20 protein-coding genes are annotated in these 23,076 nt (G+C 62.3%); 9 read left to right on the forward strand and 11 right to left on the reverse strand.

The window, feature by feature from the left end; translation table 11 throughout:
• The first annotated feature begins 237 nt into the window (after positions 1 to 237).
• The 4 genes from C6W91_RS09360 to C6W91_RS09375 all read left to right on the forward strand — a co-directional run bounded on the left by C6W91_RS09360 (position 238) and on the right by C6W91_RS09375 (position 6,663).
• A complete protein-coding gene (locus C6W91_RS09360) occupies positions 238 to 3,384 on the forward strand; it encodes an ABC transporter transmembrane domain-containing protein (RefSeq protein WP_342455923.1) in 3,147 nt (1,048 codons plus the stop codon).
• Positions 3,374 to 4,264, forward strand: coding sequence for a CPBP family intramembrane glutamic endopeptidase (locus C6W91_RS09365; protein ID WP_065271644.1), 891 nt, complete (start codon positions 3,374 to 3,376; stop codon positions 4,262 to 4,264). The genes C6W91_RS09360 and C6W91_RS09365 overlap by 11 nt, the downstream gene beginning before the upstream one ends.
• Positions 4,265 to 4,324: 60 nt before the next feature.
• On the forward strand, positions 4,325 to 5,287 hold the full coding sequence (accD, locus tag C6W91_RS09370; protein ID WP_065271643.1) for an acetyl-CoA carboxylase, carboxyltransferase subunit beta: 963 nt from the start codon (positions 4,325 to 4,327) through the stop codon (positions 5,285 to 5,287).
• Positions 5,288 to 5,388: 101 nt separating this feature from the next.
• Entirely contained in the window at positions 5,389 to 6,663 is a 1,275-nt protein-coding gene (locus tag C6W91_RS09375) for a folylpolyglutamate synthase/dihydrofolate synthase family protein (protein WP_065271642.1), read from the forward strand.
• A 98-nt stretch (positions 6,664 to 6,761) separates the two neighbouring features.
• Here C6W91_RS09375 and zapE read toward each other — a convergent pair whose 3' ends face one another.
• Positions 6,762 to 7,832, reverse strand: coding sequence for a cell division protein ZapE (gene zapE, locus C6W91_RS09380; RefSeq protein WP_370570773.1), 1,071 nt, complete (start codon positions 7,830 to 7,832; stop codon positions 6,762 to 6,764).
• Between the two features lie 143 nt (positions 7,833 to 7,975).
• On the opposite strand from zapE, the gene C6W91_RS09385 reads away from it, so the two are divergent.
• From C6W91_RS09385 to C6W91_RS09395, 3 genes are all read left to right on the forward strand, one after another.
• The gene (locus tag C6W91_RS09385; protein ID WP_274840004.1) at positions 7,976 to 8,536 is read left to right on the forward strand and encodes a hypothetical protein; all 561 of its coding nucleotides are present in this window, start codon (positions 7,976 to 7,978) and stop codon (positions 8,534 to 8,536) included.
• 119 nt (positions 8,537 to 8,655) lie between these two features.
• Positions 8,656 to 9,906: an MFS transporter gene (locus C6W91_RS09390; protein ID WP_065271640.1), complete on the forward strand. Its 1,251-nt coding sequence runs from the start codon at positions 8,656 to 8,658 to the stop codon at positions 9,904 to 9,906.
• A gap of 264 nt (positions 9,907 to 10,170) precedes the next feature.
• On the forward strand, positions 10,171 to 11,193 hold the full coding sequence (locus C6W91_RS09395; RefSeq protein ID WP_133245387.1) for a hypothetical protein: 1,023 nt from the start codon (positions 10,171 to 10,173) through the stop codon (positions 11,191 to 11,193).
• A gap of 169 nt (positions 11,194 to 11,362) precedes the next feature.
• On the opposite strand, the gene C6W91_RS09400 is transcribed toward C6W91_RS09395, so the two are convergent.
• The 9 genes from C6W91_RS09400 to mbfA form a co-directional block, all read right to left on the reverse strand.
• Entirely contained in the window at positions 11,363 to 12,280 is a 918-nt protein-coding gene (locus C6W91_RS09400; protein ID WP_274840001.1) for an ornithine cyclodeaminase family protein, read from the reverse strand.
• Positions 12,277 to 12,897 (reverse strand): HAD family phosphatase, encoded by a 621-nt coding sequence (locus C6W91_RS09405; RefSeq protein WP_274835571.1) that lies wholly within the window; start codon positions 12,895 to 12,897, stop codon positions 12,277 to 12,279. Before C6W91_RS09405 ends, C6W91_RS09400 begins: the two co-directional genes overlap by 4 nt.
• Positions 12,898 to 12,920: 23 nt before the next feature.
• Entirely contained in the window at positions 12,921 to 13,883 is a 963-nt protein-coding gene (locus tag C6W91_RS09410) for a DMT family transporter (protein ID WP_274839999.1), read from the reverse strand.
• Positions 13,884 to 13,976: 93 nt separating this feature from the next.
• On the reverse strand, positions 13,977 to 14,432 hold the full coding sequence (locus tag C6W91_RS09415; protein WP_274839998.1) for a YaiI/YqxD family protein: 456 nt from the start codon (positions 14,430 to 14,432) through the stop codon (positions 13,977 to 13,979).
• Positions 14,429 to 15,892, reverse strand: a complete 1,464-nt coding sequence (gene sthA, locus C6W91_RS09420; protein WP_065271634.1) for a Si-specific NAD(P)(+) transhydrogenase — start codon at positions 15,890 to 15,892, stop codon at positions 14,429 to 14,431. The genes C6W91_RS09415 and sthA overlap by 4 nt, the downstream gene beginning before the upstream one ends.
• A gap of 21 nt (positions 15,893 to 15,913) precedes the next feature.
• Positions 15,914 to 16,747 (reverse strand): S-formylglutathione hydrolase, encoded by an 834-nt coding sequence (gene fghA, locus C6W91_RS09425; protein ID WP_065271633.1) that lies wholly within the window; start codon positions 16,745 to 16,747, stop codon positions 15,914 to 15,916.
• 134 nt (positions 16,748 to 16,881) lie between these two features.
• A complete protein-coding gene (locus C6W91_RS09430; RefSeq protein WP_065271632.1) occupies positions 16,882 to 17,811 on the reverse strand; it encodes an AEC family transporter in 930 nt (309 codons plus the stop codon).
• 178 nt (positions 17,812 to 17,989) lie between these two features.
• Positions 17,990 to 18,151, reverse strand: a complete 162-nt coding sequence (locus C6W91_RS09435) for a hypothetical protein (protein WP_156767918.1) — start codon at positions 18,149 to 18,151, stop codon at positions 17,990 to 17,992.
• Positions 18,152 to 18,789: 638 nt separating this feature from the next.
• Positions 18,790 to 19,764, reverse strand: coding sequence for an iron exporter MbfA (mbfA, locus tag C6W91_RS09440; RefSeq protein ID WP_065271631.1), 975 nt, complete (start codon positions 19,762 to 19,764; stop codon positions 18,790 to 18,792).
• Positions 19,765 to 19,994: 230 nt separating this feature from the next.
• On the opposite strand from mbfA, the gene C6W91_RS09445 reads away from it, so the two are divergent.
• Complete coding sequence (locus tag C6W91_RS09445) at positions 19,995 to 20,612, forward strand: TetR/AcrR family transcriptional regulator (RefSeq protein ID WP_065271630.1); 618 nt, start codon at positions 19,995 to 19,997, stop codon at positions 20,610 to 20,612.
• A gap of 102 nt (positions 20,613 to 20,714) precedes the next feature.
• On the opposite strand, the gene C6W91_RS09450 is transcribed toward C6W91_RS09445, so the two are convergent.
• Entirely contained in the window at positions 20,715 to 21,212 is a 498-nt protein-coding gene (locus tag C6W91_RS09450) for a cytochrome c (RefSeq protein WP_237028443.1), read from the reverse strand.
• Positions 21,213 to 21,333: 121 nt separating this feature from the next.
• Between C6W91_RS09450 and C6W91_RS09455 the strand changes: the two genes are divergently transcribed.
• Complete coding sequence (locus C6W91_RS09455; protein ID WP_065271628.1) at positions 21,334 to 23,055, forward strand: DNA polymerase Y family protein; 1,722 nt, start codon at positions 21,334 to 21,336, stop codon at positions 23,053 to 23,055.
• Positions 23,056 to 23,076 lie beyond the last annotated feature (21 nt).

Raw genomic sequence — 23,076 nt, forward strand, 5'->3', positions numbered from 1 at the left:
CCGTGACAGCCGTCATGATTGCTTTGTCGCGCAGATCCCCTGCTCCCCCCGGCATCAGATTATCGTTATCCTGCGTTTACAAAAGGGATAAAGGCCTGAAACACTTACGACAAGAGTGAACACCCGCCCGAGGGGTACCTTGCCAAGGCGCAGCCAGATGCATAGTTACGCAGGATTCTTTCAGACCGGCACAGGCCCGGCCGTGGCACAGGTATCACGATGAAACGTCCGACGCCCATGAGGGCGGGCAGCGGGCCGCTTAAGCGCCCGCAGGATCTGCCCGCGACTCTCTTTTCTTTTATTTGGGCGTATTCGCGCCGTCAGCAGCTGGTCTTGCTGGCGCTGACGGTCCTGACCTTTCCGTTTCTCTACGCCTCGCTAGAGCTGCCCAAGCGGATCATCAACGACGCTATCGGGGCCGAAACGCCTGTCATCATGGTCTGGGGCCAAGATATCGCGCAGGTGGAATACCTGCTGATCCTGTGCTTTGGCTTCCTTGCAGCGGTGGTGATCGGCGGCATGATGAAGATGCGGCTCAACACGCTGAAGGGGATCGTGGCCGAACGCCTGCTGCGGCGGCTGCGCTACACGCTGATCAACCGGATGCTGCGGTTCCCGAAACCCTATTTCCGCACCACCAGCCAGGGTGAGCTGGTGTCGATGATCACTTCCGAAAGCGAACCCATGGGCGGGTTGATGGGGGATGCGGTGGCGCAGCCGGTGTTCCAGCTGGGGCAGATGCTGACCATCGTGGCCTTTCTGTTCATGCAAAGTGTTTGGTTCGGGCTGGTCTCGATCGCGCTGATCCCGCTGCAGGCCTGGCTGATCCCGATGTTGCAGCGGCAGATCAACCTGTTGAACAAGGACCGCATCCAGGAGGTGCGGATGCTGGCCTCGGAAATCGGAGAAACCGCCGCCGGGATGAGCGATCTGCGCGCCAATGGCGGCGGGCGTTACCGGATGGCGCAAGTGTCGGACCGGCTGGGGCGTCTGTTCGAGATCCGCCGCCGGATCTACACCAAAAAATACTTCATGAAGTTCCTCAACAACCTGATCGGCCATATGACACCCTTCGTGTTTTATTCGGCCGGCGGGGTGCTGGCGATCCGGGGCGATATCACGGTGGGCGCGCTGGTGGCGGCGCTGGCCGCTTACAAGGATCTGTCGGCCCCGTGGAAGGAACTGCTGACCTATTACAATCAGGTGCAGGACATGAGTCTGCGCTGGAAAATCATGCTGGAGCGGTTCGCGCCGCGCGGCATGATCGATGCCGAGCTGATCGAAGGCGAGCCGAGCGAGATCCCGCATCTGCGCGGCGATATCGAGTTGCGCAATGTCTCGGTGCGCGATGCCGACGGGACGGTGGTCCTGCAGGATATTTCGCTGACCATTCCGGCGGGCGCCCGCGTTGCGGTCAAAAGCACCAGTGACGCAGAGCGCGCGGCGTTCGGCCAGTTGCTGGTCCGTGAAACCTTGCCGTCGCAGGGCAGCATTCAGGTCGCGGGGCACCGGCTCGACAGCCTGCATCAGGGGGTGATCGCGGCCCGGATCGGCTATGCCTATTCGCATCCCTATCTGTTTTCCGGATCACTTGGCGACAACGTGCTGATGCCGCTGCGCAGCCGCCCGGGCAAGAGCAGCCGGGATCAGGCCACCCTTCGCAAACAGGTCGAATCCAAGCGCGCAGGCAACAGTGGCGATCTTCTGGAGGCGGATTGGGTCAATCCCGAATTGGCAGGGCTGGGATCCGAAGGCGATGTGCGCGATTGGTGGTTCCAACTGATCGAGGCAATGGGCATCGACGAGCAGTTGTTCCAGCGCACCCTGCACGCGCGGTTCCAGGATGGCACCCACCCAGCGCTGGTGCAGCATATCATCCGCCTGCGCCCGCTGATCCGTGAACGGTTGGAGGCCGAAGGTCTGGATGATGCCGTCCACCATTTCGATCCCGAGCGGTTCAACCCTGCCATGCCACTGGCGGGCAACCTTTTGTTTGCGGCGCCGTCGCGCGACATCCCGGTCGAAGAATTGCTGGCACCGGACGGGCTGTTGCTGCGACTGGTGCGTGAGCAAGGGTTGACCGGGGAAACCATGGGGATCGGTCTTGGCGTGGTGGAAACCCTGATCAAGACCTTTGGACGCGAAGATATCGATCACCCGCTGTTCCAGCGGCTTGGCCTTGAAGAAGATCTTTATCGCCGGATTTGCAGCGCTGCCGAACGCTATGCCGCGCAGGGGGCTGATGATCTGCCCGAGGCAGAGCAGGCGCTGCTGATGACGGTGCCGTTCCTTTTGACCGAAGAGCAGATCGGCAGCGGGCTACCGGCCGGGTTCAAGGAGCGTATCCTGAAAATCCGCCAGAGTCATGCGGCGCAGTTGATCGCCCAGACCGGCGGCTTGTTCCGACCTCTGGATCCGAAATCCTACTTTCCGCGGCTGACGGTTCTTGAAAATGCTCTCTTCGGCAAGATCTCGCTGCGGGCTGGGGCGCGGGCAGCGCAGGTTGAATCGCTGGTGGCCGAGGTGCTGGATACCCACGGGCTGCGCAAACGGCTGGCGTTGATCCTTTACGATCTGCCGACCGGACTGGGCGGATCGCTGCTGGAGCCGGTGTTTCAGGAACGGGCCGCCTTTACCCGGGCCGCGATCAAACGGCCGGACATTCTGATCCTGGACAAGGTGCTGGCCAGCCACACGGCGGAAAACCGGCTGCGTACACGCGAAAAGCTGCGCGATCTGATGCCCCAGACCACGATGATCTTCATGGAAGACACCATCCAGCATCCGGAGCGCTACGATCTTTATGTCGAAATCCGCGATGGCCGGATCGACGGGGTCGAGCGGCGCCCACTGGGCAGCCCGGAAGGCGCCGCCGCGGCCGATTTCTCTGCCAAGTTCGATATCATTGCCGCAACCGAGCTGTTCTCGCAGTTAGATGCGCGCAACCAGCGTCTTCTGGCATTTTCGGCTGGCTGGCACGAGGTTCCGGCCGGGGAGATGGTTTTTTCCCACGGCGACAGCGGTGATGCAGTGTACCTGTGCCTGTCGGGCCGAGCCGATCTGACCTTCCCCGATGCGCACGCCGGGGCGCCGCCGGTGACGGTGATCGAACCGGGGCGGCTGATCGGGGACCTAGCGGTGATTCTGGATCAGCCGCGGACCATGAACCTGCGCGCTACCGAGAATTGCCGTTTCCTGCGCATCGGTGCTGCGGAATACCGCGCGGTGATCGAAAGCGATATCAACGTCGCGCTGCGCTTGTTAGAGACGGTGGCGGGTAATCTGGCGACTGCCCGGGACAAAATGGTGTCCATTGCCCACCAAACGGGCGGTACGATCAGTGAAGACAGACCTCTGAAGGATGCGGATCCGAATGCTGAATAGACAGAATTATTCCGCCCATGAGGCGCTGGTGCGCAGCGCCCGCAGGAAACCGCAGCTGTGGCGGCTGGGGCTTGGGCTGGTTCTGATCTACCTCATCAGCTTTGCCCTGTCCTCGATAGTGCTGCCGCTGCTGGCGGCGCTGTTCCCCGGCGTCTGGCTGCAGGGGCTGCGCGATGGCAGCACGCCGGGGGCGATGCTGGTGCTTCTGGGCGGGTTCCTGTTCATCACCGTGGGCGTGGCGCTGTGCGCGCGGCTGCTGCAGGATCGGTCCTTCCTGTCGGTCGTCGGTCATCCGAGACCGCTGGTCCGGCAGTTCATCCGGGTTAGCCTGTACCTTCTGGCGCTGGGCATCGCCCTGTCGCTGCTGCCGCCCTATGATATGGGGGAACCGCTGCAGCCCAATCTGGAACCGGGGTTGTGGCTGTCGCTGTTGCCGGTGTCGCTGCTGGTGGTGCTGATCCAGACCAGTGCCGAGGAAATCGTCTTTCGTGGCTATATCCAGCAGGGGCTTGCGGCGCGCTTCAAAAGCCCGGCGGTCTGGATCCTTGGCCCGTCGGCCCTGTTCGCGCTGGGCCATTACCTGCCGGCCGAGGCCGGAGAGAATGCGCTTTTGATCACCCTCTGGGCCGGGGTGTTCGGCTGCATGATGGCGGATCTGACCGCGCGGGCGGGCACATTGGGACCTGCCATCGCGGTGCATTTCTTCAACAACGTCACCGCGCTTCTGGTCTTTGCCTCTCCCACCAGTCTGTATGGACTGTCGCTCTACCTGATGCCCTATGAAATGTCCGATGGCGCTGCGCTGCGCCCCTGGCTGGCGGTCGACTTTGCCATGATGCTGGTGACATGGCTCACGGCGCGGCTTGCGATACGCCGCTGATTGCATTTGTGCGCAATGAGTCTTATCTGAGGGGCCAAACAGCCCCTACAGAGGCACGATATGAACTGGATCACCAACTACGTCCGGCCGCGGATCAACTCGATCTTCTCGCGCCGCGAAGTCCCAGAGAACCTGTGGACCAAGTGCGATGAGTGCGGCACCATGCTGTTTCACCGCGAGTTGAAGGACAATCTGAACGTCTGCACCAACTGCGGCCATCACATGCACATCACCCCGCGGGACCGGTTCACGGCCCTGTTCGACGGTGGTGTGTTCAGCGAGGTCGAGGTGCCCGAGCCGCTGGCAGACCCGCTAAAGTTCCGCGACCAGAAGAAATACCCAGACCGCATGAAGGCGGCGCAGAAGAAAACCGGCGAAAAAGAAGCCATGCTGGTCGCTGCTGGTGAAATGGGCCGTACGCCCATCGTGGCGGTGGCGCAGGACTTTTCCTTCATGGGCGGCTCCATGGGCATGTATGTGGGCAATGCGATCATTGCCGCCGCCGAAGAAGCGGTAAAGCTGCACCGGCCGCTTATCCTGTTCTCTGCCGCAGGCGGTGCCCGCATGCAGGAAGGCATCCTGTCGCTGATGCAGATGCCGCGCACCACCGTGGCGGTGCAGATGCTGAAAGAGGCAGGCCTGCCCTATATCGTCGTTCTGACCCATCCCACCACCGGCGGTGTGACGGCCTCCTATGCGATGCTGGGCGATGTGCAGATCTCCGAACCCAATGCGCTGATTTGTTTTGCAGGCCCCCGGGTGATCGAGCAGACCATCCGCGAAAAACTGCCCGAAGGGTTCCAGCGCGCGGAATACCTGCTTGATCACGGCATGCTGGACCGGGTGACCCCGCGCACCGAACTGCGTGAGGAACTGATCACCATCGTCCGCATGTTGATGAGCATGCCACCGCAGGTGCACGGCGATCTGCCTGCGCCGGAACCGGTTGCCGAAGAGTTGCCTGCGCCAGAGGTCGAAAACGACGCGGGATCTGCCGCAGCCGCAGAGGCCGATAGCAAATAGCCCTGTCATAGAAAGAAGCGCCCGCGCTGGGTGCTTTGCCGCGCCCGTCTGCCTGATCCGGCGGGCGGGCTTTTTCATCAGATCCGGTTCGGGAGCCACCCATGACCAAAGCGAGTTCCGACGCCATCCTCGATCGCATGATGGCGCTGCACCCCAAGATCATCGACCTGACGCTGGACCGGGTCTGGCGGCTGCTGGCGGCGCTGGATAACCCGCAGGACAGGCTGCCGCCGGTGATCCATATCGCAGGCACCAATGGGAAGGGTTCGACCCAGGCGATGATCCGTGCGGGCCTCGAAGGGGCCGGAAAATCGGTGCATGCCTATACCTCGCCGCATCTGGCGCGGTTTCACGAACGGATCCGTCTGGCCGGAGAACTGATCTCGGAGGCGCATCTGACTGAGGTGCTCGACGAGTGCTATGCCAAGAATGGCGGTGAGAATATCACCTATTTCGAGATCACCACCTGCGCTGCGCTGCTGGCCTTTGCCCGCACTCCTGCGGATTACACGCTGCTCGAAGTCGGACTTGGCGGGCGGCTGGATGCCACCAACGTGATTGAAAAACCCGCCCTGTCGGTGATCACGCCTGTGTCGATCGATCACGAACAGTTCCTTGGCAATACCCTGGCCAAGATCGCGGGCGAAAAGGCAGGCATCATCAAGCGCGGCGTACCGGTGGTCGTCGGTCCGCAGGAGGATGAGGCGATGGAGGTGATCGAGGATGTCGCCGCTCGCCTTGGCGCGCCGCTGATCGCCCATGGACAGCACTGGCATGTCTATGAGGAACGCGGGCGGCTGATCTTTCAGGATGAAACCGGGCTGCTGGACCTGCCGATGCCCGCGCTGATCGGCGCGCATCAGGTGCAGAACGCGGGAATGGCTCTGGCCGCCCTGCGCCACCTCGGCGCGGATGAGGTGGCTTGTGAGGCGGCGATGGCGCGGGCTGAATGGCCTGCCCGGATGCAGCGGCTGAAGACCGGTCCTCTGGTAGAGGCTGCCGCGGGCGCCGAACTCTGGCTGGACGGCGGGCATAACGCGGCGGCTGGTCATGCGCTGGCGGATGTGCTGGCGGGGCTGCCGAAACGGCCAACGCATCTGATCTGCGGCATGCTGAACACCAAGGATGTGACTGGCTACATGGCACCGCTCGCGCCCCATGTGGAGAGCCTAACGGCCATCTCCATCCCCGGCGAGGCGGCGACGCTGAGCGCTGAGGAAACCGAGGCGGCGGCGCAATCCGTCGGCATCACCGCGACCCGGGCCGAAGATGCCTTGTCGGCGCTGCAGGCAATCATCGCCAAAGATCCCTCCGCGCGGGTTCTGATCTGCGGATCGCTCTATCTGGCGGGCCATATCCTGCGCGAAAACGGCTGAGGGATTAGGCAAAGGCGGGCAGGGGCGCTCCCGCCCGTCTTCGATCTTGCGATCTCATCCCGTTGGGCGTGGCGCCGCTTGCGCGGCGCGGGGCAGGCTCAGCCGTCCTGTCCCCAATCCTTGTCTTGCATTTCCCGCAGGCGCGAGGCGGTGCGCTCGAACTCGAAGGCACCGTCGCCTTCGACGTATAGATATTCCGGCTCGGCCGCGGCGGTGCAGATCAGCCGCACCTGCGCCTCGTAGAGCGCATCGATCAGGGTGACGAAACGCTTTGCCTCGTTGAAGTTGCTGCGGGACAGGCGCGGGATATCCTCGAGCACCAGCACCTTCACTTCTTCGGCGATGGCCAGATAATCGCCCGGCCCCAGCATTTTGCCGCAAAGGTCATAAAAACTTGCCCTTGCCACGCCATTCCTGAAACCGGGCAGCACGACCTCGCGGCCCTTCACCTCAAGCGTCAGGGGCTGGGCATCACCGCCCGACAGATCCTCCCAGATGGCGCGGAGCTGGGCGCGGGAGTCGGCATTCACAGGCGAGAAATAGACCGGTGAGCCCTTGAGCCGGTCCTGCCGGTAATCGACCGGGCTGACCATTTCCCAGACCTGCATCTTCTCCTTGATCAGATCGATGAAGGGCAGGAAGAGCTGGCGGTTGAGGCCGTTTTTGTAAAGATCATCCGGCACCCGGTTCGAGGTGGTGACCACGGTGACGCCTGCCTCGAAGAGGGATTCAAACAGCCGCCCCACGATCATCGCATCGGTGATATCGGTGATCTGCATCTCGTCAAAGGCCAGAAGGCGCACGGAGTCGGCGACCTCCTTTGCCACCGGCGCGAGGGCATCCTGCACGCCGCTCTGGCGCGCCTCGTGCATCTTGGCGTGGATCTCCTGCATGAAGGCATGGAAGTGCACCCGCCGCGCCGGGATCCCGTCCAGACTGTCGACAAAGAGATCCATCAACATGGATTTACCGCGCCCGACGCCGCCCCAGAGGTAGAGGCCTTTGACCTCTTCCCGAGTAGCCTTGCGGAAGAGGCCCCGTTTTACCGGCGGGGCCATGAGGCCTTGGGCAATACGGTCAAATTCCGGCAGAACAGCCTGCTGCGCCGGATCCGGGCGGATCTGGCCTGCTTCGCTGCGGGTCTGATAAAGCGCGCTTACCTGGGTCATGACGCCAGCCATAGCGCGCGGCGCGGGGGATGGGAAGATTGGGAGTTGATTGGAGTGGATCGTGGCCTCACAATTTCTGTGAGGTGCTGCGCAGATAGCCTTGGAAGGCCTGCTGAAAAGCACGCGATACGGAGACATTGTTGATGGCCTTTTTGCCAAAAGAGACTTTGTGGGTGAAGATTTGCTTTTTTCTGTTGAGTTTGATTGTCCCACATTTGGCATGGGCGTCTGAGGACCGTTTTGCGCGATTGACGAATTCGGGCTTGCTTGAGCGTGCCGAAGAGCGGGGTAGCTGGGATGTCACGGTCTTGCCGAATGCAATTGAATACGCGTGTTTGGTCTGTGATGGAGAGGTGACTGCCCGACTGGAGATTGTTGCCCCTTATGATGCGGGAGGGCATTCATCCGTTCGGCAGCGCTATCTTGCGGAGCGAAAACAGTTTTGCTCAGAGCTGGCAGCATCGCGGGACGGGCGCTGCGTGTCGTTCAGAGATTTCCGCGGACGCGGGCCGCTGCACTGGTTTCAATCGGTCGATGAAACGGATGCGGGCCGCGTAATCCATATCTCGTTATTCAATCGTGAAGTCGGCTACGAGCCCGAGTTGATCCAAACGACGATCCATGTCGGGGAGAGTGCGACGTTCCCTCCGCAAATGACGGGGCTCTTTCGGCATCATATGGCGCGGCTGACTGTGTGGTTCTGATAAACCGAAGGCTTGCCTCGACCTCACATCAATTTTCCTTATGTGACTGCGCAGATTTCTTGAATTGACCCCGGGGCCGCAATGCCTACCGTCGCAGCTCTGATTTGAAAGGACCCGGCATGAGCAGCGCAGCGGCACAGAAAACACCCTTGTTCACCCCCGTTTTGATCGTGGGCTGCGTGATCATTATGGTCAGCTTTGCGGTGCGCGCCTCGTTCGGGGTGTTCCAGATCCCCATCGCCGAGGAGTTCGGCTGGCTGCGCGCGGAGTTCTCGCTGGCGATCGCGATCCAGAACCTGGCCTGGGGGATCGGGCAGCCGATCTTTGGCGCGGTGGCCGAGAAGATCGGTGACAGAAAGGCCATCATCCTTGGCGCGCTTACTTATGCGGCGGGGCTGGTGCTGAGCGCAGGCGCGGTGACGCCGTTCCAGATGCAGGCCTATGAATGGCTGGTGGGCTTTGGCATTGCGGGCACCGGCTTTGGCGTGGTTCTGGCGGTCGTGGGGCGGGCCAGCTCGGATGAAAACCGCTCGATGTCGCTGGCGATTGTCACGGCGGCAGGCTCTGCCGGGCAAATCTTTGGCGCGCCCTGGGCGGAATGGATGCTGTCCTTCCTGACGTGGCAGACCGTGTTCCTGATCTTTGCAGGCGTGGTGCTGGCGCTGATCCTGACGCTGCCGCTTATGCGCGCGCCGCAGATGGCGAGCAAATCTGAGCTTGAAGAGAGCATGGGCACCATCCTGATCAAGGCCTTCAAGGATCCGTCCTATACGCTGATCTTCCTCGGATTCTTTAGCTGTGGCTATCAGCTGGCGTTCGTGACCGCGCATTTCCCGGCCTTCGTGACCGAGATGTGCGGGCCGATCATGCCGGGCGGCGCGCTCTACAGCCTCGGGATCACTTCGACCTCGGCGCTGGGGGCGGTTGCGATCTCGCTGATCGGGGCGGCCAATGTGGGGGGCACCCTGCTGGCGGGATATCTGGGCAACCGCTACTCCAAGAAATACCTGCTGGCGGCGATCTATACCGGGCGGACCATCGCGGCGGCGGCCTTCATCCTGGTGCCGATTACGCCGACGTCGGTGATTGTCTTTTCCATCGTCATGGGCTCCCTGTGGCTGGCGACGGTGCCGCTGACGTCGGGCCTTGTCGCGCATATTTACGGGCTGCGCTATATGGGGACGCTTTACGGGATCGTCTTCTTCAGCCACCAACTGGGCAGCTTCCTGGGCGTCTGGCTGGGGGGGCGGATGTATGATGCCTATGGCGATTACACCTTCGTGTGGTGGATCGGTGTCGCCGTCGGGGCCTTCAGCGCCATCGTGCATTTGCCGGTGCGGGAACGCCCGCTGGGGAGCGTGGCGGCGTGAGGTGAATTCAGCCGGTGCCGAATGCCGCAGCAGTGTCGGCTTCGCGGCGTAACGTCCAAGAATGCTTCTTAGCTCCGCGATGATTTTTGAACCTGGGTGCTAGCCTTGAGCATCACGTCGTGTGACGGAAGCAGCCGTGCTGGCATGTCGCCCAAGACAACTTTAACGATTGTATCCTGCATCGTTTACCCGTTTTTATGGGTATCACTGTGATACAGTGGATGGGTCAATTCGAGGCTCGGCCGCCGTATCGTGAGGTAAACCATGCAAATCAATAATACTTTTAGCACTTACACGACTTCGCTATTTCAAGAGCCCAAGGCGGCTGATCCGGCTGGACAACCTGCTGCATCGCCCGGCCCGGCCAGTGTTTTTAGCCGTGGTGTCAGCACAGACATGACTGGCGTCTATTCTGATCCAAGGGTTACGTCGGTTGGCTCGGCCTCGCTGTCGCGAAAGACGCAGGATGTTCTCGAAAAGATCCAATCTCTCGTCAGGAATGAGTTGGAGACTATTGGCGCGGTTTTCCGCGGGCTGGCAAATCAGGATCTTGAACTTGAACCAGGAGAAGGCCTGCCGGAGGACACGATACTGTCCGATTTGGAGCTTGAGCAATCTCAGAAGCTGTCCGATGAGACAAAAGCAGCCGGTCTGTTGCAGATGAAATTCAGCCTGCAGTCATCCCTTGCGTCGCAGGGCGCAGAGATGCTCAGTAATGCCCGGTCGATCTTGTTTGGTGAGCAGTACGTAGGCATGACCGAAGAAGAGCTCATCGATCATCAGATCAACGCGATGGTCGATATGCAAATGAATGCAATCAAAACCACGTTTGAGATGGCGCGCAGTGATGAGTTCGGGCAATTCGCGGGGGATGCCACGGAACGGACGGAGCTTGGCGAGCCGCTACAAGAGGATGATTTGGCGGCAATACGCGCCGATCTTCTGGCCAAACGGCGGGACGAATTCCAGCGTGGCGAGTTGAGACTCCAGGTTGACGTCTTCTCCAGCGTACATGCCGCCAACTATGATAAAGGCTATGCGACACTGGATACTGCTGGAGAAGGGCTGGTCGTTCAGCCGGAAAACGGCGTTGCCTTTGATGCTGACTGGACCATGTCAGAGGCAAGGCAAAGCCAATTCACTCGGATGTTTGATGGCATCACGGTGGTCGATGGTGAACCCGTCCTCGATCCAAGCAAGGAGAACCGTTTCACTCTTAGTGTCCTGAGCTTCCTTGAAAAATCTGGTGAGATTGGGTTGGAGTACCTGCGAGACGCGCGTGCGTGATGTCGCGCGCCTTGGCCTCCAACCCTGATGCTGTTCGATCTTCGGGCTCAAAGGTCACTTGCATCGACAGGACGTCAGAAAACCGCAGCTCCTCTGGCGAGATCGAGAATTGATCAGGCTTACTCCTTGTCCCTTCAATATTTCATAGGCTTTGATTATTGGCCGCACGTCAGCCCTTCGCGCGCCATTTCTCCAGAATGTGGCGGCTCGTCATCAGGTCCAGATGGGCGCCGCCGCCGTTCTTGAACAGGGTGATCGCCTCCGGATCATAGGCAGGGAAACTGTCGAGGGAATAGAAATCCGCCAGCACATCGCCGCGCTGGATGACGCCTTCGGCCAGCGGGATCTTGAACTCACCGATGTGATCCAGCGTGGTGTCGAAGCTGTCGCAATAGATGCGCGCGCGGCAAAGCGCCTCGTCATCGGTCTCGCGCATGTCGGGGCGATAGGCACCGATCAGGTTCAGGTGCTGGCCGGGTTTCAGCCATGCGCCCTGAACCACCGGGGTCGATGACATGGTGGAGGTGACGATGATATCGGCCGAGCGCACGGCGGCTTCAAGATCGGCGGCGACCTCGATCTGCGGATAGCTGGCCTTCATCTCTTCGGCCTTGGACTGGGTGCGGTTCCAGACCCGGATCTGGGCGCGGGGGTAGGCGGCACCAAAGGCCTCGACCAGCGATCCGGCGACGGTACCCGCTCCGACGATCAGGATGTCGCGGCTGTCGGGGTTGGCCAGACGCATGGCGCCAAGCAGGCTGTCGCCCGCGGTCTTCCACTTGGTCACCAGGTGGAAATCCACCAGCGCGTCCAGGGTACCGTCCTGATCGGAGTAAAGACAGACCGCGCCATTGACCATCGGCTTGCCCGCCTTGGGATTGCCGGGAAAGATCGTCGCCGTCTTTACGGCCAGCCCCATGCCGTCGATCCAGGCTGAGCGGCTGAGCAGCGTGTCGGGATCACGGTAGAGGAAAGTATCGCCGATTTCCGCCTTGGGCAGATTATGCCCCTTGGCCAGTGCCTCGGTGAAGCCGACCCAGTCCAGCAGGGCCTCGCCCTCTTTGAAACCGATGGATGGAATGCTCATTTTGCCTCCTCTGGGGTCAACAGCCCCTCTGCCACCAGGCGCGCGGCCCAGGTGTCGGGTGTGGTGAATAGATGGGTATGCCAGCCGCGTTGTGCGGCGGCCTCGATGTTTTCGGGGCGGTCATCGGTGAACAGCAGGCGCTCCGGCGCAATGCCTGTGTCGCGTTCCAGATGCGCGTAGATCTCGGGCTCGGGCTTGATGGTGCGCAGATGGCCTGAAACAAAGGCTTGGTCGAATTCATCGAAGAACGGGTAGGTCTTGCGGGCGACCTCATAGGTGCCGACGCCGAAATTGGTCAGGGCAAACACTGGGATGTCGCGAGCCTGTAGCGCTCGCATCAGTCGCACCGAGTGCGGGATCTCGGGAGAGGCCATTTCGATCCAGCTGTCGTGCCAGTGGCGGATTTCCTCGGACCACTCCGGGTGACGCTCGGCCAGCCCGTAGACCGAAGCGCGGAAATCATCGCCGCGGTCCACGCCCAGGTTCATCCCGTGCAGATCGACCTCGGCAAACAGCCTCTTGCGGCGCTCGGGGCCGAGGCGGGCGTCAAAGAAAGCCTCGGGGTTCCATTCGATCAGCACGCGGCCAATGTCGAAAACGACGGCGTCGATGGGCATCTGCTGCTTCCTGTTCCGTTACATTACCCGACCGAACGTGGGCGCGGGCGGGCCACCGGGCGGCTGCGCCGGGTTTCCCGCCAGACTGAAACAAGGCCGGCGCCGATGATCAAGGCCGAACCGGCCCAGACCGGCAGATCGGGCCATTCATCGAACACCAGAACGCCCCAGAGCACGGCCATCGGCATGGCGATATACTCAAACGGCGCGGCCAGTCCTGCTTCGTTCAGCCGGTAGGCCTGGCTGACCAGATAGCCGCCAACGGATCCGGCCAGTCCGACCCCGATGAACAGCCACCAGTCCTGAGGCGCGGGCCAGACCCAGGCGCGCAGGATGTAATCCACTGCGGCGTTGTCGCCGGTGGCAAACCGCCCGTCACCGGTGAAAAGGCCGACCAGCGCGCTGACCACAAGAAAGCCGAAGGTGGGGTAGAACGACAGGGTCGCCGCCTTGTCGGCGCCGCCCGCCAGGCGGGTAAGCACGTGCAGCGTGGCATAGCCGCAGGCGCCCAGGAATGGCAGGATCGCGGCGGCCTGGAAACTGCCGGGGCCGGGCCGCATGATGATCAGAATGCCAAGGAACCCCACCGCCACCGCACCCCAGCGCCAGGGACCGACGCGCTCTTTCAGCACAACGACCGACAGGGCAGTCACGATCAGCGGCGTGGCAAAGGCGATGGCGACAGCCTCGGCGATGGGCATGATGGCCAGCCCGGTGAAAAAGCAGATGTTGGCAAACAGCACCGCGCAGCAGCGCATCAGGTGCAGTTTCGGCTGCCGGGTGCGCAGGATGTTAAATCCCCCTTCGAGGGGAATAATCACCGCCGCCAGCACCAGAAGCGCCACCACAGAGCGGACCATGACCACCTGATAAAGGGGGTAGTCCCCGGACAGGAATTTGAAGATCACGTCGATGACGGAGAAACTGATGGCCGATCCGGCGGCGGCCAGAAGCCCCAGAACGCTGACTTTGATTTCCTGACTCATGGTCCCCCCTGCACGCTTGCCTGATCAGTGACGGAGTTGCCTCTCCGCCGCAAGGCTCTGGGTGAGACTTTGTTGCCGGAAAATTGTTTTCGTTCAGGACTGTTTGGCGGCCCGGATCTCGCGCTCCAGACTGTCCAGAAACCGCGAGCGGTCCGCTTTGGTGAAGCCCTTGCCGCTGCCCCCCGCGCCCAAGGGGTTGGCGGCGCGCAGATCGGCCATCAGATCGCGCATCGCCAGCTGCTGGCCAATGTTGGCCTCGGTGAAGCGTTCGCCATTGTGGCGCAGAACCCGGGCGCCGGTTTCGATGCATTTCGCGGCGAGAGGGATATCCCCGGTCACCACCACATCGCCCGGTCCGCAGCGGTCGGCGATCCACATGTCGGCCACATCGGCGCCTTCAGAGACGATCACGGTTTCCACCAGCGGATTGGCCGAGGGGCGCAAGCCGCCATTGGAGACCACGAACATCTTCAGCCCGTGACGGGTGGCGACCCGCTCAGCCTCTGCCTTGACCGGGCAGGCGTCAGCATCGATGTAAAGCGCGCTCACTCTTTCGCCTTTTTAGGCTCTGATTTCTCGGGCGCTTTGGTCGGCTGCTTCACCTTGAACTCATCCGGGATGGGCATCCGGTTGAAGGCATCCAGACCCGCGATCTTGTAGGCTTCGGCGAGGGTCGGGTAGTTGAAGGTGTTCTGGACGAAGTATTCCACCGTGCCCTGAAGGTTCAGCACCGCCTGGGCAATGTGAATAAGCTCGGTCGCACCTTCGCCGACGATCTGCACGCCCAGCACCCGGCGGGTTTTGAGGGAGAACAGCATCTTCAGCATGCCGTGTTCCAGCCCCATGATATGCCCGCGGGAGGTTTCGCGGAACCGCGCGATGCCGACCTCATAAGGCACACCGCGTTCCTGCAACTCTTCCTCGGACATGCCGCAGGTGGAGATTTCCGGCACCGAGTAGATGCCATAGGGGAACCAAGGGCTTTCGGGGACGGTGGGCGTCTCCAGCGCGTGACAGGCGGCGACGCGGCCCTGCTGCAGGGATGTGGAGGCGAGCGAGGGGTGCCCGATCACATCGCCGGTGGCATACACATGCGGCACCGAGGTCTGGTAGGTCTTGCGCTCGACGCTGATGCGGCCTCGGTGGTCGGTCTCCAGCCCCACGGCCTTGAGGTTAAGATTGTCGGTATTGCCCATGCGTCCGGCCGCGAACAGCAGCATTTCACCGCGCACATGGCGGCCATTGGCCATGCTGACCTCGATATGGCTGCCTTCATCCTCGATCTTCTCGATGGCCGAACCAAGCCGCAGGTCGACACCGTTTTCGCGGATCTGGTGGGTAAAATCCTCGATGATGGTGCGGTCGATGAAATCCAGGAAGGTCTCGCGCGGCTCGATCAGGGTTACGCGCACATCAAGCGCCGAGAACATGGTGGCATATTCCACGCCGATGACCCCGGCACCGACCACGATCAGCGAGCGCGGGATTTCCTCCATTTCCAGGAACTCGTCGCCATCGACCACGGTCTTGCCGTTAAAGGGCACGTCATCGGGGCGATAGGTGCGGGTGCCGGTGGCGATCAGGAATTTCTCGCCGGTGATCCGAGTGGTGTCGCCGGCCTCTGTCGCCACTTCAATCTCGTTTGGACCGGTAAAGCGCGCAAGCCCTGCCAGCCAGTCCACGTGGTTGCGGTTGAACTGGTGCTCCAGCACGTCTACCTCGTGGTCCAGCGTCATGTGGAGGCGCGCCTTCAGGTCCTCGGCGTCGATCTGATCCTTCACCCGGTAGGCGCGGCCGTAGAAACTGCGCTCGCGCCAGCCGGTGAGGTTCAGCACCGTTTCCCGCAGGGTTTTCGACGGCACCGTGCCGGTGTGCACCGAAACGCCCCCCAGCCGGTCCTTGCGGTCGATGACCAGCACCCGCCGTTTGAGTTTCCCGGCCTGAATGGCGGCAGTCCGGCCCGAGGGGCCAGAGCCGATGATGACAAGATCGTAGTCGTACTGGCTCATGTGGTTCGGTCCTTTTGCGGATCAGTCCCGGTACAGCGCCTCGGCGTGAAACGAGACATGCTCTTCCATGAAGGTGGAGATGAAGAAATAGCTGTGGTCATAGCCCGGTTGCAGCCGCAGCGTGGCCTGCTGGCGGCGTTCGGCGACAGCCTGTGACAGGGCTTCGGGGCGCAGCAGCTCATAGAACTGGTCGGCGGTGCCAGTGTCGACAAGAACCGGTCCGTCAAAACCGGTGTCGCGCATCATCAGGCTGGCGTCATGTTTCGCCCATGCCGCCTCATCCGCGCCCAGATAGGCGGTCAGCTGCTTGCGGCCCCAGTCGCTGGCGGTCGGGTTGCAGATCGGCGCAAAGGCCGAGACCGAGCGGAACCGGCCCGGCAGGTTCATCGCCAGCGTCAGCGCGCCATGGCCGCCCATGGAGTGGCCGGAGATCGCTTGCCGCTCCAGATCGACCGAGAAGTTTGCGCCCAGAAAGGCGGGCAGTTCTTCGGCGATATAGTCCCACATCTGGTAATGCGGCGCCCAGGGATCCTGGGTTGCATTCACGTAGAACCCCGCGCCCTTGCCCAGGTCGTAGTTTTCATCGTCAGCCACATCATCGCCGCGCGGCGAGGTGTCGGGGAAAACAATGGCGATGCCCTGCTCGGCGCACCAGGCCTGCGCGCCCGCCTTGGTCATGGCGTTTTCATGGGTGCAGGTCAGCCCGGACAGGAACCACAGGAGCGGCACCGGACCATCCTTTGCCTCTTCCGGCAGGAACAGGCCAAAGGTCATATCGCAGTTGGTGACCGTGCTCTTGTGCCGGTAGACGCCCTGCACGCCGCCAAAGCATTTGTTTTCCGATACGGTTTCCATGGTGAGGCTCCTTGCAAATGAGTGCCTATCAGCTACCCGCCGACGGGGGCCGGGTCCAGTGTCGCGGCGCCCTGTCGCAGCCTTTTTGCGTCAGAAGCTTTGCAAAAGACTGAATGCTGGCCGGTTGGTGGAGATTAAAGTCCAGACGCCCAGGCGATAGCCAGCGGTACGGTCAGGATCGACAGCGCGGTCGAAATCAGAATCGCCGCTGAAACCCGGTGCGGCGCGACGTTGTAATGCTGCGCCAGCATGTAGACATTGCCCGCCACCGGCAGCGAGGCTGCCGCGATGGCCACCGAGGCCGGAAAGCTGGCGACGGGCACCAGCCACAACACGCCAATGGCAACGCAGAGCGGATGCAGCACCAGCTTGGCAAAGCTGAGCCAGACGGCAACCTGCATGCGCTCGGCCGATTTCGAGGCCAGCGAGGCGCCGATGGCAAAAAGCGCGCCGGGGGTGGCGGCGCCGCCGAGGATCGACAGGAAATCATTGACCGGCGCCGGGATCGGCTGCGCCGAGGCGGACCAGGCCAGCCCGGCGACGATGGCCACGATCATCGGATTTCGCACTAGTCCCATTGCGACCAGTTTCAGGGTGCGCGGCCCCAGACCTGATCCGCGCCCGGCATTGATCAGGATGACGATGAGCGAGGAGAACACCACCAGATCGACGCTCAGCACCACCATCATCGGCCCGATGGAGGCTTCGCCGAACAGGATCGCCATCATCGGCAACCCGAGGAAGCCGACGTTGCCGATGGCGGCGCATTGCGCCTCGACCGCTGCGGTGGGCACATCCAGACCCCTGAGGGCCGCCACCGCCGTGGCGATAAGGTAGACCGCGACGGTGCCTGCCAGATAGCCGAGGATCAGGTTGGGATCGAAGACCTCGGCAAAGGACAGGTTGGCGGCAAAGCGGAAAATCATCGCCGAAAGTGGGAAGAAGAAGACAAATTTCGTCAGATAGGCCGTGGCCTCTTCGGTGAAGAACCGCGTGCGCCCGGCCCAGTAGCCAAGGCCGATGATCGCAAAGAAGGGCAGGGTTCTGAAGAATATGTCAGCCATCGCTGAACTGGTAACCTGATTTTACCAAAACGAAAAGCCTGATTGCGTCGGCTGGCATTTTCGGCCCGGGTTTGCAGTAGGCTGGTGGATGTACTGGCCGTAACGGCATTCGGGACCATCAAACAGGCGGTGAGGGAGGAGATAGAGGCCCCCCTCAAAGGCGCCTGACCAATATGTTTTAGCCGAGGATCATCCACCAGAACGCCAAACCGGCTGCGACGGTGAAGCCGATCAATGCAGGGCTGCTGGTGCGCATTAGAATGCTCACCTCTCCAATACGCGTCTTACTTTTGATGCCTAGGAGGTTGGATTTCTGTTGTTTGCAGGAAGATTTGTTCATTAGTCATCCTATTGTTGACAGTTCTCAAGGGGCCAAACGCTGGTTTCTGTCAGATGCTTCCTGCGTCGGCCCGTGACAGAAAATACCGTGTTCCCGGATCACAAAGCCATCTGGAAATCCCTGTGGGCTAATTCGTGGATAGCCTGTGGAAAACGGGCTTTCGTCCCTTGGGGGTACTGAGGCAGTAGACGCACAACAGGCGACGTGCTGTACGTCGTGTAGTGAATTGAAACTACTTTAAAACTATATGTTTTTTTGATTTCTGCAAAATCGAACTGCCTGTCTGACATTGGGAAACAAGTAGCGGTACGTTGGATCGCCGGGGTGTTGTCAGGATATGTCTGGCGAAACCTCGCGGCTTTCAAGCCCGCCGCAGCAGTGACTGCGATTAGGGTAAGGCGCGCCCCTCCCGCCCGTCGCCTCTTCATGAAACATGCAGGGCTCCCGTTGGACCGCGCCGCGCTGGCGCACGGCAGGGATATGCTTTGGCTATGGTTTTTCCTGCTTCGGCCTGTGCCCCGGTGGTGATGGTGCGCAACCCGCCGCGCGTCGGCGCGGCGCTATGCCCAACGGGAGGGGGCAGGCCTTGGGCCTGTTGCCGACGGGCGGGAGCATTCCGCCGCTGTAGCTCCGGACGGTCAGCCGCTGCCGATCAGGGCGCCCGCGCCCAGAACCAGTGCTCCCCCCAGAACCACCTGCAGCGTGGCGCGCCAGAACGGTGTCTCCATGTATTTGTTCTGGATCCAGGCAATTGCCCAGAGTTCCACGAACACGATGACAAAGGCGATGGTCGTCGCGGTCCAGAACTCGGGGATCAGATAGGGCAGGGCATGGCCAAGCCCGCCGAGCGTTGTCATCACCCCCGAGGCAATGCCCCGTTTCATCGGCGATCCGCGCCCCGACAGCTCGCCATCGTCCGAGGCTGCCTCGGTAAAGCCCATGGAAATGCCCGCCCCCACAGAGGCAGCAACGCCGACCAGGAAGGTTGTCCAGGTGTCCTGCGTGGCAAAGGCGGTAGCAAAGATCGGCGCCAGGGTGGAGACCGAACCGTCCATCAGCCCGGCCAGCCCCGGCTGCACCCAGGTCAGCACGAACTGCCGGTGCGCGGTGCGGTCTTCCTCAGATCGCGCATCGCCCGTCAGATGCGCCTCTTCCAGCTCGGCGGCGGTGTCGCGGTGACCCGCTTCGGCGGCCGCCAGATCGCCCAGCAATTTGCGGGTGGCGGCATCTTGGGTGCGGGCTGCTGCGGCGAGGTAGAAGCGTTCGGCCTCCGCCTCCATCGCCTTGGCTTCTTCGCGGATCCGCTCAAGGCTGAGGTTCTCCATCAGCCAGATTGGGCGACGGTTGTAATAACCGGCCACGTGTTCCCGCCGGATCAGCGGGATCGCCGGGCCAAACCGCTGTTCATGCAAGGCGATCAGCCGGGTGCGGTGCTCATCCTCTTCGGCGGCCATGCCATCGAACATCTTCGCGGTGGCAGGAAAATCCTCCCGCAGCCGCGCGGCATAGCCGCGATAGATCCGGGCGTCGTCTTCTTCGGATGAAATGGCCAGCGCCAGGATCTCCTGGCCGGTCAGGTCCGAAAACCGTTTTCGCTGTGGAAGAAAGCGCATTTGGGCCTCATCTTTTTAGAATGGTTCTAACCATATGGGCATGAGGACAAAGCGCAAGACCCATCGGCAGAGGCGCGCTGCGGCAGAGTGCAGCATTTGTCGTTGTTGCTCATGCTTTGACGTCGGGTGTTCCGGGTGCTGCTGGAGTGTTGATGACTGGGGAGTTGTTGAACAGCGGATGGGTAGGCTAAAGTGATCCGGTCATCCCGCCAGCGCCACGAGGACCGGTCATGAATGAGCAAGCCAGCATTGTCAGGACCGGACGCAAGTTTGACCAGGTTCTGGAAGGCGCGCGCGAGGTGTTCATGGCCGATGGCTTTGAAGGCGCCAGCGTCGACGATATCGCCCGTGCTGCGGGTGTGTCCAAGGCAACGCTCTATAGCTATTTCCCCGACAAGCGCCTGCTGTTCATGGAAGTTGCCCGCAACGAATGCGCCCGTCAGGCGGATGCGCCGATGGATCTGGCTGGGGCCTGCTGCACACCGCGTGATGTGCTTTGCGCTGCCGGGCGCCACATCCTGTCGGTCAGCCTGTCGGAATTCGGCCTGCGCATGTTCCGGATCTGCGTGGCCGAGGCAGATCGCTTCCCGGATCTTGGGCGCCAGTTCTATGAAAGTGGGCCGATGGTGGTCAGGGCCCGGCTGCGCGATTACCTGAAAGGCGCGGCTGCACGGGGGGAATTGCAGATCGAGGATTTCGACCTTGCCGCGGATCAGTTTGCCGAATTGTGCCGGGCCGATCTGGTGCCGCGTCTGATCTTCAACATCGATACCGAGTTTTCGGCCGAAGAGCGCGAGCGGGTGATCGCAGGGGCGGTGGAGCTGTTCTTGGCCCGTTATGGTGGCTGACCAGGACGAGCCTGTCCTTAGTCTGTGTCGCCTGCTCCGGCGCAGCGCAGTGCCGTTGATGGAGGCCCGCCCTCTGGGCGGCCCTCCTGTGTCACGTCTCCCTCAGTGGGTGATGAAATCGTTGGGCGCATTCCGGTAGGTTTCGTGGCAGCTGAGGCAAGCCTGCACCATGCTCGGCACCGTCCGCAGCAGTCCGTTCAGGGTATATGCGTTCAGCTGTTTGGCGGCATCCTTGGCGGTCTCTGCCCGGGTTTCGAAATCATCCCATTGTTGCCAGATCAGCGGGTTGGCGTGTGAATTGGGATCCATGCGCGGTTTCTTGAACCGTTTGCGGATGTCGCCTGTTGTTTTCACCAGCGTGCGCCGGGCGGCCTTGGCCTTGGAGGCGTTAAAGCTGGTGCGCCCGGCCATCATGTCAGCCAGCGTGGTAATGGCCGCTTTCTGGGTAGCCATCAGCTCGACCCGCCGCTTGACGTGCTTGTCTGCGATCGGTGCGGCTGCATCCAGTTGCGCACCTGCCAGGGCCAGACCCAGCACCAGAAGGACAGGAATACTGCGCAAGCCGCGCGGCGAGACAGAGGGCATGAGCGGATGCGTCATGAGCGCGGCTCCTGTGTGTGGGGGTGGATTGACCGAATCGAATGATTGGAACAAATGTAGAACATAGGCGGTGCCGACTGCTTGTTTTCGAAAATTTTGGACCATCAAACCGGATCGTGTCATGTCCCATCGCCGCATATTGTCGCTCTGGTTTCCGCGTCTCGGAGCAGAGCGTGTGATGCGCGCGGGGCGTGGCAGTCTTGCCGGGCCTCTGGCCATTGTGGAGGAACTTTCCAACACACAGGTTATTTCTGCGTTAAATGAGGCGGCCGAGGCCGAGGGGCTTTTTGTTGGGCAGCCGCTGCGTGATGCCCATGCCATTTGCGCTACGCTCTTGACTCGTAAGCGCAATATTCCGGCGGAAACGGCATTTTTGATGGCTCTTGGGCGCTGGGCGGGCAAGTTCAGCCCCTGGGTTGCGCCGCAGGTCCCGGATGAAATCAATCTCGACATGACCGGCTGTTCACATCTTTTTGATGGCGAGGCGGCCCTGCTGACGCAGATCGATGCGGACTGCGCGGACATGGGGATCACGGTGCGGATGGGGCTGGCCGATACACTGGGCGCGGCCTGGGCGCTGGCGCGCTATGCAGGGCAGGCGGCCGGGCTGCCGGTGGACCGGTCCGGCGATGCCATCGATCAGGAGGCCCGCGCCACCCGCGCCCGCGCAGCCCGCATATCTGTACGCCCGGCGGCGCCGGGGCAAGGGGCGCCTTCGGGCAAGGCGGGGCGCAGGCACTGGACCCGGGGTGGTGCGGCACCGCAGGCGGTCGAGCTGTCGCAGCAGCCCGAACGGATCGCGCCGGTGGGGCAGGCGCACCGGGTGCTGGCGCCCCTGCCGGTGGCGGCCCTGCGGCTGGAGGCATCAGCCGTGGCGCAGCTGGGCCGACTTGGCTTGCGGCAGATCGGCGATCTTCTGGATCAGCCCCGGGCCAGTCTGGCGCGGCGCTTTGGCCGGGGGCTGGTGCTGCGGCTTGATCAGGCCATGGGCAGTACCCCGGAACCGGTCTCCCCGGCGGGGGTGCCTGACAGTTTTGCGGTGCGCCTGACCCTGCCCGAGCCGATCGGCCTGGTGGAGGATCTTCAGGCGGGGATCGACCGAATGCTGCCCCGGCTTTGCGCCTTGCTTGAGGAACGCGGCAAGGGCGCGCGTCTGCTGCGGCTTGAGGCGCACCGGGTCGATCAGGCAGCCCAGATCGTGACCGTCGGTCTGGCGCGACCCAGCCGGGACCCGGACCGCATCCGGCCGCTGCTGGCGATGAAGCTGGAGCAGATCGACGCGGGGTTCGGCATCGAGATGCTGCGTCTTGAGGCCATGCAGGCCGAACCCATCCATGCCCGCACCCAGGCCGGTCATCTGGAGGCCACTGCCGCCGCCAGAACCCGGCAGGCGGGCGGGCAGACCGTGGCGCTGGAAGATCTGATCGGACGTATCGGCGCGCGGGTCGGGCTGGAGGCGATCACCCGGCGCCACCCGGTCGAGACGCATATCCCGGAAAAAACCGCCAAGGTGCTGGCTGCCGCCTGGTCAGAGCCTGCGCAGGACTGGCCTGCGGCGCCCCATGCGCGCCCCTTGTTGCTGTGGCGCCCGGAACTGGTGATGGCCCCGGATGTGCCCCAGGTGCCCGAACGGTTCCGTTGGCGCGGGCGCGACTGGGAACTGGCAACCGCCGAAGGCCCCGAGCGGATCGCCCCGGAATGGTGGTTGGAGGATCCGAACTGGCGCAGCGGAGTGCGCGATTACTGGGTGGTGGTGACCACCTGCGGGGCCCGGTTGTGGGTGTTCTTTGCCCATGGCGCGGCGCTGTCGCGGGGTTGGTTCTGTCAGGGCAGCTTTGCCTGAGCGTGCCCCCGCCCGCAGGGG

This window comes from Phaeobacter sp. SYSU ZJ3003 (assembly GCF_041300735.1).
GTDB lineage: Bacteria > Pseudomonadota > Alphaproteobacteria > Rhodobacterales > Rhodobacteraceae > Phycobacter > Phycobacter gallaeciensis_A.

Excerpts from the sequence above, each read along its gene's own strand:
- C6W91_RS09360 (WP_342455923.1), top strand. The coding sequence starts at position 238 with ATGAGGGCGGGCAGCGGGCCGCTTAAGCGCCCGCAGGATCTGCCCGCG.
- C6W91_RS09365 (WP_065271644.1), top strand. The coding sequence starts at position 3,374 with ATGCTGAATAGACAGAATTATTCCGCCCATGAGGCGCTGGTGCGCAGC.
- accD (WP_065271643.1), top strand. The coding sequence starts at position 4,325 with ATGAACTGGATCACCAACTACGTCCGGCCGCGGATCAACTCGATCTTC.
- C6W91_RS09375 (WP_065271642.1), top strand. The coding sequence starts at position 5,389 with ATGACCAAAGCGAGTTCCGACGCCATCCTCGATCGCATGATGGCGCTG.
- zapE (WP_370570773.1), bottom strand. The coding sequence starts at position 7,832 with ATGACCCAGGTAAGCGCGCTTTATCAGACCCGCAGCGAAGCAGGCCAG.
- C6W91_RS09385 (WP_274840004.1), top strand. The coding sequence starts at position 7,976 with ATGGCCTTTTTGCCAAAAGAGACTTTGTGGGTGAAGATTTGCTTTTTT.
- C6W91_RS09390 (WP_065271640.1), top strand. The coding sequence starts at position 8,656 with ATGAGCAGCGCAGCGGCACAGAAAACACCCTTGTTCACCCCCGTTTTG.
- C6W91_RS09395 (WP_133245387.1), top strand. The coding sequence starts at position 10,171 with ATGCAAATCAATAATACTTTTAGCACTTACACGACTTCGCTATTTCAA.
- C6W91_RS09400 (WP_274840001.1), bottom strand. The coding sequence starts at position 12,280 with ATGAGCATTCCATCCATCGGTTTCAAAGAGGGCGAGGCCCTGCTGGAC.
- C6W91_RS09405 (WP_274835571.1), bottom strand. The coding sequence starts at position 12,897 with ATGCCCATCGACGCCGTCGTTTTCGACATTGGCCGCGTGCTGATCGAA.
- C6W91_RS09410 (WP_274839999.1), bottom strand. The coding sequence starts at position 13,883 with ATGAGTCAGGAAATCAAAGTCAGCGTTCTGGGGCTTCTGGCCGCCGCC.
- sthA (WP_065271634.1), bottom strand. The coding sequence starts at position 15,892 with ATGAGCCAGTACGACTACGATCTTGTCATCATCGGCTCTGGCCCCTCG.
- fghA (WP_065271633.1), bottom strand. The coding sequence starts at position 16,747 with ATGGAAACCGTATCGGAAAACAAATGCTTTGGCGGCGTGCAGGGCGTC.
- C6W91_RS09430 (WP_065271632.1), bottom strand. The coding sequence starts at position 17,811 with ATGGCTGACATATTCTTCAGAACCCTGCCCTTCTTTGCGATCATCGGC.
- C6W91_RS09435 (WP_156767918.1), bottom strand. The coding sequence starts at position 18,151 with ATGAACAAATCTTCCTGCAAACAACAGAAATCCAACCTCCTAGGCATC.
- mbfA (WP_065271631.1), bottom strand. The coding sequence starts at position 19,764 with ATGCGCTTTCTTCCACAGCGAAAACGGTTTTCGGACCTGACCGGCCAG.
- C6W91_RS09445 (WP_065271630.1), top strand. The coding sequence starts at position 19,995 with ATGAATGAGCAAGCCAGCATTGTCAGGACCGGACGCAAGTTTGACCAG.
- C6W91_RS09450 (WP_237028443.1), bottom strand. The coding sequence starts at position 21,212 with ATGACGCATCCGCTCATGCCCTCTGTCTCGCCGCGCGGCTTGCGCAGT.
- C6W91_RS09455 (WP_065271628.1), top strand. The coding sequence starts at position 21,334 with ATGTCCCATCGCCGCATATTGTCGCTCTGGTTTCCGCGTCTCGGAGCA.